Annotated in this window: 10 protein-coding genes; 7 read left to right on the top strand and 3 right to left on the bottom strand. The window is 33.4% G+C overall.

All coding sequences use genetic code 11. The annotated features are described in order from the left end of the window. Positions 1-137: 137 nt before the first annotated feature. Positions 138-1,049, bottom strand: a complete 912-nt coding sequence (locus GQR94_RS21855) for a DMT family transporter (RefSeq protein WP_158979220.1) — start codon at positions 1,047-1,049, stop codon at positions 138-140. A gap of 73 nt (positions 1,050-1,122) precedes the next feature. Further along, the gene (gene ychF / locus GQR94_RS21860; RefSeq protein ID WP_158979222.1) at positions 1,123-2,217 is read right to left on the bottom strand and encodes a redox-regulated ATPase YchF; all 1,095 of its coding nucleotides are present in this window, start codon (positions 2,215-2,217) and stop codon (positions 1,123-1,125) included. Positions 2,218-2,427: 210 nt separating this feature from the next. On the opposite strand from ychF, the gene GQR94_RS21865 reads away from it, so the two are divergent. From GQR94_RS21865 to GQR94_RS21880, 4 genes are all read left to right on the top strand, one after another. Further along, complete coding sequence (locus tag GQR94_RS21865) at positions 2,428-3,003, top strand: RNA polymerase sigma factor (protein WP_158979224.1); 576 nt, start codon at positions 2,428-2,430, stop codon at positions 3,001-3,003. Positions 3,004-3,093: 90 nt separating this feature from the next. Then, on the top strand, positions 3,094-4,095 hold the full coding sequence (locus tag GQR94_RS21870) for a FecR family protein (protein WP_034665828.1): 1,002 nt from the start codon (positions 3,094-3,096) through the stop codon (positions 4,093-4,095). 11 nt (positions 4,096-4,106) lie between these two features. After that, complete coding sequence (locus GQR94_RS21875; RefSeq protein WP_158979226.1) at positions 4,107-7,064, top strand: TonB-dependent receptor; 2,958 nt, start codon at positions 4,107-4,109, stop codon at positions 7,062-7,064. Positions 7,065-7,182: 118 nt separating this feature from the next. After that, the gene (locus GQR94_RS21880; protein ID WP_158979228.1) at positions 7,183-10,083 is read left to right on the top strand and encodes a TonB-dependent receptor; all 2,901 of its coding nucleotides are present in this window, start codon (positions 7,183-7,185) and stop codon (positions 10,081-10,083) included. A 135-nt stretch (positions 10,084-10,218) separates the two neighbouring features. On the opposite strand, the gene GQR94_RS21885 is transcribed toward GQR94_RS21880, so the two are convergent. Then, entirely contained in the window at positions 10,219-10,572 is a 354-nt protein-coding gene (locus tag GQR94_RS21885; protein ID WP_158979230.1) for a 4Fe-4S dicluster domain-containing protein, read from the bottom strand. 106 nt (positions 10,573-10,678) lie between these two features. On the opposite strand from GQR94_RS21885, the gene GQR94_RS21890 reads away from it, so the two are divergent. The 3 genes from GQR94_RS21890 to GQR94_RS21900 all read left to right on the top strand — a co-directional run bounded on the left by GQR94_RS21890 (position 10,679) and on the right by GQR94_RS21900 (position 13,959). Next, on the top strand, positions 10,679-11,746 hold the full coding sequence (locus GQR94_RS21890) for an acyl-CoA reductase (protein WP_158979232.1): 1,068 nt from the start codon (positions 10,679-10,681) through the stop codon (positions 11,744-11,746). Positions 11,747-11,880: 134 nt separating this feature from the next. Continuing rightward, positions 11,881-12,945 carry a 3-phosphoserine/phosphohydroxythreonine transaminase gene (gene serC, locus GQR94_RS21895; RefSeq protein WP_158979233.1) on the top strand — a complete coding sequence of 355 codons (1,065 nt, stop codon included), beginning with the start codon at positions 11,881-11,883 and terminating at the stop codon, positions 12,943-12,945. Between the two features lie 63 nt (positions 12,946-13,008). After that, entirely contained in the window at positions 13,009-13,959 is a 951-nt protein-coding gene (locus tag GQR94_RS21900) for a D-2-hydroxyacid dehydrogenase (protein WP_158979235.1), read from the top strand. Positions 13,960-13,962 lie beyond the last annotated feature (3 nt).

A 13,962-nucleotide genomic window follows, 5' to 3' on the forward strand; every position in this document is an offset into this window, starting at 1 on the left:
TGTAATTGAAAGATAAAACTTCCTGAAACGAAAGTAATCAACAATAACAAATAAGTTTTTGTTGATAGTTCCATTATTTCAAATTAAATAAAATGGATTTTGCTTTTTATAAAAAATAATTATTTACAATCAGAACTTTAGACTACGTTATTTTTACGTTTATTAAAGGCAACCAAAGTTACACCAAAAAGAACGATACACATACCAATTGCCTGCAAGAAAGTAACCCGTTCATCTAAAAAAACAAAAGCCAACAAAATTGTTGCTATTGGTCCTAAGCTACCAAACATAGAAAATGTTGATGCTCCTAGTCGCTCAATTGCTGCGGAAACCAAAAACGAAGGTATTAAAGTACAAAAAATAGCCATTAAAAACCCTAAGTAATATACTTCCTTAGGATACTCAAAAAGTTGGTAATTTCCTTTAATTAAATAATGAATAACAACAACGATAGTAGACACAATCATTGCATACGAAGTAAATTGAAGTGTTCCAAACTTCGGAATTAACCAACCGCTCCCAACAAGGTAAGATGCATATGTGATGGCACTCAATAAAATTAAGAATCCTCCTAAAATTGCACCTTCCCCTTTTAAACCTATCTCACCCCAAAATGCAACAAGAACTCCTATATAGGTGATTAAAAGTGCTATACATTGATTTCTACTCAGCTTCTTTTTAAAAACTAACCAAGAAATAAGTACAACAATGGTTGGGTATACAAATAATATGATGCGTTCTAGACCTGCTTTAATATATTGCAGCCCCATAAAATCAAACAAACTGGCTAAGTAATAACCAATGAATCCAAAAAAGAACAACCAGAACCAATCAATTTTCTTGATTACTTCTGGATGTGCTGGTTTTTTCCAAAATGCTATTACCAAGTAGAATGGAAAAGAAAATACCATTCTCAGAAATAAAAGCGTTAAATAGTCTACCTTATATTGATAGGCAAGTTTTACAATAACCGCTTTAGCAGAAAATAAGACTACTCCTAAAATTGCAACTATAATTCCTAAGCTTGTTGACGACGAATTCTTAAACATCTAAACAAATTTAAAAGAGATTACCCTCTTTTAAACTCGATTAGCTTAGAAAATACGATACTCAAAAGGGGGCTTATACGTTAAACCTAAAGTGCATTACATCGCCATCTTTAACAATGTACTCCTTACCTTCTACTCGCATTTTACCTGCTTCTTTTACTTTTGCTTCACTACCATGAGCCACATAATCATCATAAGCGATGACTTCTGCACGGATAAATCCTTTCTCAAAGTCAGTATGAATAACTCCCGCTGCTTGAGGCGCAGTAGCCCCAACAGGAATAGTCCAAGCACGGACCTCTTTAACACCTGCGGTAAAATAAGTCTCTAAATTCAACAGTTTATAAGCTCCACGTATTAATTTACCTGATCCAGGCTCAGAAAGCCCTAAATCTTCTAAGAACATTTGACGTTCTTCATAGGTTTCTAATTCTGTAATATCTGCTTCTGTTCCTACCGCTAAGAAAATAACTTCTGCATTTTCATGTGCCACAGCTGCTTTTACTTTTTCTACATAAGCATTACCGTTAACAGCACTTTCTTCATCTACATTACAAACATACATCACAGGTTTATCTGTAATAAACTGTAAAGGATGTACAAACTCACTATGATCTTCTTTAGAAATAGCTATTGCCCTAACAGAAGTACCCGCTTCAAGTCCTTTTTTTATAGCCAATAACACCGCTTCTTCTTTCTGAGCTTCTTTATTACCTGTCTTAGCAGCTCTTTTTACTTTTTCTAGTTTCTTATCTACAGTCTCTAAATCTTTCAACTGCAACTCCATATCAATAGTTTCCTTATCTCTAATAGGATCTACAGACCCATCAACATGTACTATATTATCATTATCAAAACAACGTAACACATGCAAAATAGCATCCGTTTCACGAATATTTCCTAAAAACTGATTCCCTAAACCTTCACCCTTACTAGCTCCTTTTACCAAACCTGCAATATCTACAATATCTACAGTAGCAGGTAATACGCGTTCAGGATCTACTAACTCTTCTAATTTTTGCAATCTCGGATCCGGAACATTCACCACACCTATATTTGGTTCTATCGTACAAAAAGGAAAATTCGCACTTTGTGCTTTTGCATTCGATAAACAATTAAATAGTGTGGATTTCCCCACGTTTGGTAACCCTACAATTCCTGCTTTCATCAGTTCTTTATTTTAAGAAAGTGCAAATATAATCTTTACCATTAAACTAAAACACTACAACTAACATTAATAAATGCTAAACATTTAGCGCGCTAATTAGAGAAATCAATAATGTTTTAGCTGCTAAATACATAAATCATCATTTATTTTGCTAATTTAACCTTTTTTCAACCTTAATGTTATACTTTTAAATTCAAACAAAAAATTTTTATGTCTTTAAATAACGAAGAAATCATATGGTCTCTATTTTTACAAGGGGACACTAATGCATTCTCTTTATTGTTTAAAAAGTACTACGCTTCACTTTATAATTATGGTATAAAGCTCTGTAACAATTCATGTATTACAGAAGATTGCCTTCAAGCGTTTTTTATCTACCTTCATGATAATAGAAATACTATAGGAGAAGTGAAAAATATTAAAGCTTACTTATTTATTTCATTCAGAAGAGCTCTTTTCTGCACACTTAAAAAGGAGCGTAATTTTACAGACTTAAATTCAGATACTGAGAATATATCTAATTTTGAATTCTCTCCTGAAGAATTAAAGATTCATCAAGAAATTTCTTTTGTGCAAACAAACTCCATCACCTTAATATTGAATACCCTTTCCCCTAGAGAAAGAGAGGTTATTTATTTAAAATATTATGGCGAATTATCCATGTCTGATATCTCTACCTCTATGGATATTTCTTATCAAAGTGTTCTAAATACCCTTCAAAAAGCTTTTTCAAAAATCAGAAAAACCATTGAAAACAATATGCTTTCGGCTATTTTGAGAAAATAATTTGTTTATTTTTCAATTTTATAGGGTATATAATTCAACCTTTCCTCTCTTTATAAGTGTAACAGCATAATTGGTTATACAAATTAAAGCATGGAAGAGAGTAAGCAACATTTGTTAGAGAATCTTTTGGAAGACACTTCATTTAAAAATTGGGTGTACAAAAGAAATAGAAATGATGTAACATTTTGGAACAAATGGATTGAGGCCAATTCTGATTATGCAGAAATTGTATTTACTGCTCGTGACATTATTTTAGGAATCAATTTTAAGGATAATACTTTTGAGCCAGAATTTATTGAAGCTAAACTGAATGATGTATTAGCTAAAATAAATACAGACCAAGCAGCAATTGATATTCCTAGAAAAAAATCAAACGTATCTAAATACGTTTTAGCTGGGGCTAGCTTTTTTATAGCAACCCTACTTATTCTATTTTATAATTTACAAGAAAACAAAACTTACGTAGTTCAAAAAACAGGATTTGGAGAGACCATAAACTTAACATTATCTGATGGCACTACAGTTGTTTTAAATGGAAATTCAGAATTAAAATATGATAAAGAAAATCCTAGAAATGTATTACTTCAAGGTGAAGCCTATTTTAAGGTAAAATCTAAACCTTCTACTAAAGCCAAGTTTTGGGTAACCACCAACGATCTTAAAGTTGAGGTTTTTGGGACGCATTTTAATGTGAATACGAGAGACGAAAAAACGAAGGTATTATTAGACGAAGGATCTATACAATTAGAATTGAAAAATGGTTCAAGAAAAAAAATGAAACCTGGTGAAATTGCCACCTATTCAAATAAAAACGATCTTTTCTCACATGAAATTATCAATTCTAATCTTGACTATTCTTTCTGGAGAGAAGAAACATTTGTTTTTAATAACATCTCATTACTTGAGGTGATGCATTACTTAGAAAACTCTTACGGCGTAACGACAGAATTTGAAGATGAAAAATCAAAAAAAATAACACTTACAGGTGGAATACCTAACGGTAATTTAAACATCTGCATTAAAGCTATAGAAAAATCTGCGGGAATTAAAATACATCATATAGACAATAACTTACTAATTATCAATAATTAAAATTCACTATTATGAACGGGAGAACTCCAATTAAAACACTGCTTCTATTCATTTTTCTAGTAGCACAAATAAATTATGCTACTGCAAATGATCCTATTAAAACGGAAAGTGAAGATGCTAAAATTGCCTTAGTGGCTTTTCTAGATGAACTAAGTAAAAAACACACAGTTTACTTTACCTATAACCCAGAAGTACTCTCGGGCTCTTCATTAAATCCTGAAGAGTACAATTATAATCGTTTAGATAAAATTCTAACTAAACTTGAAGAGAAGACTAGTTTTGATTTTGAATATCTAGGAAATAAGTACTATGCTGTTTATGGAAAAGAGATAGAAAGAAGTATTCTTGAAAAAGTTGAAGTTGGCACATCAAAAAAAGTAAATACTTCTTTACGTTTTTTAGTCATTCAAAATTCTGTTTCAGGAAAAATTGTAGACCAGGACGGTATTCCTTTAGCGGGTGCTAATATTATCGAAAAAGGTACCACAAATGGAACAACAACAGATTTTGACGGCAACTACACGATCACAGTTAGTGATGATGCCACACTAGTCTTTAGCTATATTGGTTACAATACTACAGAACAAAAAATAGCAGGAAGAAATACTATAAACGTAAGTTTAAACGAAGGAGAACAACTAGATGAGATTATCATGGTAGGTAATCGTTCTAAGCCTAGAACAGCAATTGAATCTGCCGTACCTATAGATAATATTGGTGTTTCGGAACTTAAAAATACCGGGCAACCTACCGTAGATAAGATGCTTACGTATAAAGTACCTTCTTTCAACTCTACGAATCAAACCGTTTCAGATGCAACTGCCCATTTTGATCCTGCAGACTTGAGAGGCTTAGGACCAAGCAGAACTTTGGTGCTAATAAATGGAAAACGAAAAAACCAAAGTGCATTAGTTTATATAAATGATACCCCTGGTAAAGGTGAAGTTGGTGTTGATTTAAAAAGTATTCCTTCCGCAGCAATTGAACGCATAGAAGTATTACGAGATGGAGCCTCTGCACAGTATGGCTCTGATGCTATAGCAGGAATAATCAACATGGTTTTGAAAAAAAATGTAGAGTATACTACTATAAATATCAATACAGGAATAACTACAGAAGGTGATGGCTTTAATTTTGGAGCAGATTTGAATTCTTCAATAAATATAGGTGACAACGGTGGGTATTTAAATTTCACTCTAGGATACTATGAACAAGAATCTACAAACAGAGCAGGAACTCCTGGAGAAGATTCTCTGTTTGGAATCGCGGCAAATGACCCTACATGGGGAGACTGGTTAGCTGCAAATCCAGATTTAGGAATGACTATCGGTCAACCAGAAATGAAAAACGCTGATGTATTTTTCAATGCTGGCGTCCCATTTAAAAATGGGAATGGAGAGTTTTACACTTTCGGTGGCCTAACCTATAGAACAGGTAAAAGCTTTGCGCTTTACAGAGCTCCATATTGGGTGGGAGACCCATTTAACCTGCTACATGATGAAAACCAACCTTATGATGGTTTTCAACCTTCGTTTGAAACTGATATTAGAGACAATAATGTTACTATAGGTATAAAAACTAAATTTTTAGGCTTTAATGTAGACTTAAGCGGAACCTATGGTAGAAATGCAGTAGATTATACAGTGAGCAATAGTCTAAACCCTGCTTTAGGAGCAAGTAGCCCTACCTCATTTGATGTTGGTGCGTATACTTTTAGCAATACATTAAGCAATTTAGATTTCTCTAGAGGTTTTGGCGATTTCAATATTGCTTTTGGTGCGGAAGTCCGTGAAGAACGCTTTACCGCTAAAGCAGGAGATACGGCATCATACGTTTTAGGAGGAGCCCAATCATTTCCAGGATTACAGCCGTCTAATGCCGTTATTGCCGAAAGAAATAATTTTGGTGTTTATGGTGATGCTGAATGGGATATCACGGAAGCTTTTTTAATTGGTGGCGCCATCAGATTTGAGGATTTCAGTGATTTTGGCAGCAATAGTTCTTGGAAAGTAAGCTCTAGGTATTTATTTGGCGAAAGTAAAGGGGCTATAAGAGCCTCTTATAGTACTGGATTTAGAGCTCCTTCACTTCATCAAATCTATTTAAGCAATGTACAAACATTGGTTTCTGGAAATACAATATCTAACCAAGGAACATTTAATAACGTTGATCCTGTAATAAGAGACGGACTAGGTGTGCCACAGTTAACTGCAGAGACTTCTAAAAATATTTCTGCCGGACTTACTTATAAAGTAACCAATGACTTCACTTTAGCATTGGATTACTACAATGTAAAAATGGACGACAGAGTACTTTTTACAGGAGAGATAGGGTTTGATAGTGATGATGCAAACACAAATCCTGTAGAACAAATATTAATAGACAATTCTATCACTAGCCTCAAATTTTTTGTAAATGCTGTAAATACCACCACAAACGGAGTAGATTTAGTTGCTTCCTATAAGGACATTTCTTTAGGTGGCGGTTATTTAAATGCAACACTTTCTGCTAATTTCAATGAAACTAAAATTGACGGAGAAATTAACACTCCTACCCTTTTAGCACAAAACAATTACGATATATTCAACAGAAAAGAAGAATCTAGAATTATTTCAGCTAGACCTAAGTCTAAAGTTTTGTTAGGATTAGATTATGCTATTAAAGACCTGACCGTCGTATTGAACAATACCTATTTTGGCGAAGTAACCTGGCAACATGCCACGGATATTGACAAAGATCAAACTTTCTCTGGAAAAATTATTACTGATTTAATTTTCAATTACAATTTCTCAAGTAAAATAAGTGGAAACATAGGTGTAAACAACTTATTAAATGTTTACCCTGACGAAATTATCACTAAAGGTGATGTTGTTACTGATTTAGGAGGGCGCTTTAAATATCCTTGGGAAGTAAATCAATTTGGGTTCAACGGCACCACATTACGCGCTGGCCTAAATTTCAAATTTTAACAAAGTAAGAATTTTATGATTTAATAATACATAAAATTCCTATACATAATTACAATTTAATATCTTACTCACACCGAGATACATCTTAATTACTAATTAATCTTTAAAATCACTATTTATGAAATTGACTAATTTATTACTACTAACGCTAATGTTTAGCGTTACAAGCCTTTTCTCGCAAAGCGAGGTAAAAGGAACCGTGAAAGACGGCGATGGTATTCCGCTAGCAGGAGCCAATATTGTCGTAAAAGGCTCTACAAATGGTACTACTACAGACTTTGATGGAAACTACACTATTGAAGCTCCTAGTGACGGAACCTTAGTATTTAGCTACATTGGTTTTGAAACCAAAGAGAAGAAAATTGGAGGCCAAACGACCATCAATATAACTTTATCTGAAGGTAACCAATTAGATGAATTTGTTGTTGTAGGTTCAAGAACAGCGCCAAGAAGTAATGTGGATAGCGCATTACCTGTTGATGTTATTGGTGCTAAAGATTTAACCTCTACGGGACAAGTATCATTTGATAAAGCTTTACAGTACAAAATACCCTCTTTTAATACGGTACAAACTCCTGTAAATGATGCAACGTCTTTGTTAGATCCATATGAAATTAGAAATATGGGACCTTCTAGAACATTAATATTGATTAATGGAAAGCGCAAGAACTTAAGTGCCTTATTATACACACAAACTTCTCCAGGCCGTGGTGAAACAGGAGCAGATATTTCTGCTATTCCTACAGATGCTATTAAAAGAGTTGAAATTTTGCGTGATGGTGCTTCTGCCCAATATGGTTCTGATGCAATTGCTGGTGTAATGAACATTATTCTAAAAGATAGTCCTACTGAAGGATCTGCGACGGTTAGAACTGGTATCACAAGCGAGGGTGATGGAGAAATGTTTGGTGTTGCAGTTAACAATGGCTCTACCATTGACGAAGACAAAGGTTTTATCAACTATACAATTGACTTATCTAAAGTTAATCAAGCCAATAGACCTGGCACAGTTGATGCTGATGGTGAATTTGCTGATTTTTATGACCCTAATGCAGCGGAATTACTTACGTTATCGGATGTTGAAGAATTTTTAGGTAGAAATCCAGATGCAGGTAATATTAATGGTTCACCTGAAACTGCAGCTGCAAAATTTGAAGTGAATATGGGTTATGATTTGAGTGATAATACTCAGTTATACGCAAATGCAGCCTACGTTTACAAAAAAGTAAATAGTTTTGCGAATTACAGAACACCTTATTGGAGAACTCTTGATGAAAATACTGGGTTTCCTTATTTAGCAGATTTCTTTCCTGGAGATAATCCAACAACAGAGAATGGTTATGATGGTTATGTACCTACTTTTGAAGGTTTATTAAGTGACTATAATGGAACTATCGGCTTTAAAACAGTTAAGAACGATTGGAATATCGATGTAAGTTTTACGACAGGTGGTAATTCTCAAACGTATACCGTAAGTGATACACACAATAGAAACGTTGTGTATTCTCCATCAACATGGATTGATGCAAATGGTAATGGTACATTAGATGATGGTGAAATTACAGAAGGGTCTGAATTATACAGAGAGAACAGTCAACAATCTTTTGATCCGGGAGGTACAAAATTTTCACATAATGTAGGAAATATTGATATTTCTAGATTATTATCAGATAAAGTAAGTATTGGTGTTGGAGCCGAATTTAGAGCTGAAACTTTTGAAGTTATTGAGGGAGAATTAGCTTCTTATGATGGTGGTGGTGCAGATTCTTTTGCAGGAAATAGTCCTGAGAATTCAGGGAAATTTAACCGTTACAATTTTGGGGGTTACTTATCTTTAGATTATGATGTAACTGATGCATTTTTATTAAGTGGTACCATTAGAACAGAAAATTATTCTGATTTTGGAAATACGTTTGTGTATAAGTTTAGTTCTCGTTTAAAATTAACGGATCAACTTACCGCCAGAGCTTCTATTTCTTCTGGATTTAGAGCACCTACATTACACCAAATCTATACACAAAAAGCACAATATAGTTTTGTACCTGGACAAGGGATTCAAGTGGGGGGGTTAATTAATAATGTATCTACACAGGCTAAGCTTTTAGGCATTCCTCAACTAGATGCTGAAACTTCTAACAACTTCACTGTTGGTTTTGGTGGAAAACTTGCTAATAATTTTAGTTTCACTGTTGATTATTATAACATTGCCGTAAAAGACCGTATTGTTTTAGGTTCTGAAATAGGAGGAACAGCTTTTGATACCGATGGAAATAATATAGGTACTACTGCTTTAGATGATATCTTAAGAGATAATAATTTATCAGATGTAAGTTTCTTTTCTAATGCAATAGATACTAAAACTTCTGGTATTGATGTGGTAATTAGCAAAAAGAATATTGAAATTGGTAACGGAAGTCTAGATTTAAATTTATCTGGAAATTACACGATTCAGAACGAGAGAGATGGGGCTGTGAAAGATATTGATTTAGTTGCTGATTCAGGTCAATCTGTAGTGAACGATACGCAAGAAGCTTTATTCTTTACTTCTAGACCAGAAACTAAGTGGATTTTGGGTGCTAATTATGAAATTGGTAAATTCGGTTTTTCTCTAAATAATACGTATTTCGGAAAAACATCATTCGCAAATGATGGTCTTCAAGATTTGGAGAAAAGATTTATAGATGCCGCTGATCTTCCTGCTGATGCAAGTCAAGATGGCGGATGGGATTTGAGAACTGAATTTATTCCTAAAATTGTCACTGATTTAGGAATTAGTTTTAATGCTACAGAAAAATTAACATTAGCCTTAAATATCAATAATTTATTTGATGTTTTACCAGAATGGAAATTTACAGATCCAACTTCAACTGGTCAAGCTGTGTTAGATGGTGCTGCAGTTTCTAACTCTCCCTCTAATTTAATTACATTCAATCAACGATACTCACAAATGACTTATGATGGTTACCATTTTAGTCAATTAGGAACTATGCTAAACTTATCCATTAACTATAGGTTTTAATTAGTAATTAGTCAACCTGAAAAGCTACCTTAACCGGTAGCTTTTTTTTATTTGAACTATGTTATTAATAATACACGCATAAAAAAGCCCGAACTACATTAAGTAATTCGGGCTTTATTTTATTTTAAACATATACTATCCCTCTGGGTGCATAAATTTTTGTTTCGTTAATAAAACTTCTTCCGTCTCCACATGATCATCATCTGGCACACAACAATCTACCGGACAAACAGCAGCACATTGAGGCTCTTCATGAAATCCTACGCATTCTGTACATTTATCAGGAGAGATATAGTATACTTCATCACTTATTGGCTCTTGTACAATGTCCGCATCTACTTCCTTACCATTAGGTAAAACAACCTCGCCTTTTAAAGAGGTTCCATCACTATAACGCCATTCATCAGCACCTTCATATATTGCAGTATTTGGGCATTCTGGTTCGCATGCTCCGCAATTTATACACTCATCAGTTATTATAATTGCCATATTTTCTTTTTCTTTTCTGAATTAATTCCAGTATTTATATTGAATTTATTTCAGTATCTATACTTTTGCACAAAGGTAAAACCTAATACAATCCTATACAAATATAATGACAGACCATACACAACGAATTAAAGCTTTTGTTAAACTTGGTACTTTTTTTAGAGAATTTTGCGATTCTACTAACAATCTGCAAGGTAAGCTTGAGCATTCTTCCCAATCATTTAACATTTTAGAAGACAAAATAGCATTAGCCAAACATAAAAATGGATGGTTTACACGTGAAAATATACTTTTTAGTTTCAATAGCTGGGCTAATGCTCTTACAGATATAAACTTAAATGCTTGGTTGACCAAGTACCAATTTCAAGAAAATAATACCCCTAAAACAGTTGCACTTATCTTAGCTGGAAACATCCCACTTGTGGGCTTTCACGATGTTCTTTGTGTTTTAGTAACCGGAAACAAAGCGCTAATAAAACTTTCCTCAAATGACAACATTTTATTACCTGAAGTCGCAAATATACTAATTGATATTGCTCCTGAATTTGAGGGTTATATCAAATTTGAAAGTGATAAACTATCTAGTTTCGATACTGTAATTGCGACAGGAAGTAATAATACGGCTCGTTATTTTGAACATTATTTTAAAAATAAGCCCCATATTATTCGTAAAAATAGAAATTCTGTAGCCATATTAACTGGAAATGAAACTGCTGAACAGCTAAAAGCCTTGGGAGAAGATATTTTTCTTTATTATGGTTTGGGATGTCGCAGCGTTGCAAAACTCTTTATTCCTAAAGGATATAATTTTGATTTATTTTTTGAATCACTTTATGAATACCATCCTATAATAGAACAAGCAAAATATGCTAATAATTATGATTACAATAAGGCCGTATACCTCATGAGTAATTTTAAGCTTTTAGAAAACGGATTTTTAATCTTAAAAAATGACGAGAGCTACTCCTCTCCTATTGCCTCTCTTTTTTATGAAGAATATGAAACTATAGACCTTCTAAAACAAAAATTACGCGTAGATCAAGAAAAAGTACAATGTATTGTCTCTCAAGGGCTTTTTGACTCTGAAATCACATTTGGACAAACACAAAGTCCAAAATTAACAGACTATGCAGATAATGTTGATACAATCGCATTCCTGTTAAGAAACTCTTAGAATTTTTAGATAATTAGCTTAAAATCACATAATTTTCACAACCTTTGTCAACTTAAATTTTTTTTTAAGAATAAATTTTTAATAATTAGTCAAGGTCTTACAAGACCAAAAATTCAAAATAAACAAAATCACAAATGAAAAAGCATAATTTTAGCGCAGGCCCGTGTATATTACCACAAGAAGTGTTATTAAAAGCCTCTGAGGCGGTACAAGATTACAACGGTTCAGGATTGTCTCTTATAGAAATGTCTCATAGAAGTACAGAGTTTGTAGCTATCATGGAAAATGCTAGATCACTTGCTTTAGAACTGTTAGGACTAGAAGGTAAAGGCTATAAAGCTTTATTTTTACAAGGAGGAGCTAGTATGGAGTTTGTTCGTGTTGCTTACAACTTATTAGAAACAAAAGCGGGTTATTTAAATACTGGTACTTGGGCAAATAATGCTATTAAAGAAGCGAAATTTTTTGGTGAAGTGGTGGAAGTTGCTTCTTCAAAAAATGAAAACTATAACCATATTCCAAAAATATATGGCGTTCCTAATGATTTAGATTACTTACATGTAACCTCAAATAATACTATTTATGGAACTCAAATGAAAACGTTTCCAAAAGTGAATGTTCCTTTGGTTTGCGACATGAGTTCTGATATTTTTTCTAAACAAATAGATTTCTCTCAGTTTGATTTAATTTATGCCGGTGCTCAAAAAAATATGGGTCCTGCAGGAACAGAGTTAGTTGTTATAAAAGAAGATATCTTAGGAAAAGTATCCCGTAAAATTCCTTCTATTTTAGACTATCAGGTAAGTATTGCAAAAGAAAGTATGTTTAACACGCCTGCAGTATTTCCTATCTATGTCTCTATGCTAACTTTAGAATGGTTAAAAGGTATCGGTGGTATTTCTGTAATAGAAGAAATAAACAACAAAAAAGCACAATTATTATATTCTGAAATAGATTTGAATCCTTTATTTAAAGGCTATGCAAACATAGAAGATAGATCTACAATGAATGCAACTTTTAGCATTACCGATGATAAATTAAAACCTGCTTTTGATGCTGCTTGGAAAGAAGCTGGTGTTAGCGGAATTAACGGTCATAGATCTATCGGGGGTTATAGAGCGTCTATGTATAATGCTTTAACACTAGAGAGTGTTGGTGTATTAGTAGATGTTATGAGCGAAATGGAAAGAAAAGCATAGATTAAGAGGATCAAATACTTCTGAATAGAATTATTTGATCTTTTAAAATTATAAAATTTAAAAATGAGAATATTAGCAAACGATGGAATTTCTCAAGCTGGGATTGATGCATTAAAATCAAATGGCTTTGAAGTTTTAACCGTAAATGTTGCGCAAAATCAACTTATTGATTACATCAATAAGCATACTATTTCAGCACTTTTAGTACGTAGTGCCACAGAAGTTAGAAAAGATATTATAGACCAATGCCCAGGACTAAAATTAATTGGTCGTGGTGGTGTTGGTATGGATAATATAGATGTTGCATATGCCGAAGAAAAAGGAGTTCATGTTATAAATACACCCGAAGCTTCTTCTGAATCTGTTGCTGAGCTAGTTTTTGCTCATTTATACGGTGCCGTTCGCTTTTTATATGATTCAAACAGGAATATGCCTTTAGATGGCGATAGTCGTTTTAAGGACCTTAAAAAGGATTATTCTAGCGGTTCTGAGCTGAAAGGAAAAACATTAGGAATTATAGGATTTGGGAAAATTGGTCAAGCCACTGCCAAAATTGCGTTAGGTGTTGGTATGAACGTTCTTTATCATGATTCTGAAATTGAAGAAACTTCTATTTCATTAAATTTTTACGATGGCCAGACGATAAATTTCAATTTAAAAAACAATAGTAAAGAAGCTGTCTTAAAATCGGCCGACTTTATAACATTACATGTGCCTAAGCAAAAAGCATACGTAATTGGAAAAAGTGAATTCGGTTTAATGAAAGACGGTGTTGGTATCATCAACACTGCTCGTGGTGGTGCTTTAGATGAAGTAGCTTTGATTGACGCTATGGAATCACGTAAAGTTGCTTTTGCAGGCTTAGATGTGTACGAATCTGAACCAAAACCGGAAATAAAAATACTAATGCACCCTGATATTTCGTTAACACCACATATTGGTGCAGCTACTAAGGAAGCTCAAGACAGAATTGGTGTCGAACTAGCAACTAAAATTAGCTCATTGTTAAAATAACAA

Source organism: Cellulophaga sp. L1A9, assembly GCF_009797025.1.
In the GTDB taxonomy this organism is placed as follows: domain Bacteria; phylum Bacteroidota; class Bacteroidia; order Flavobacteriales; family Flavobacteriaceae; genus Cellulophaga.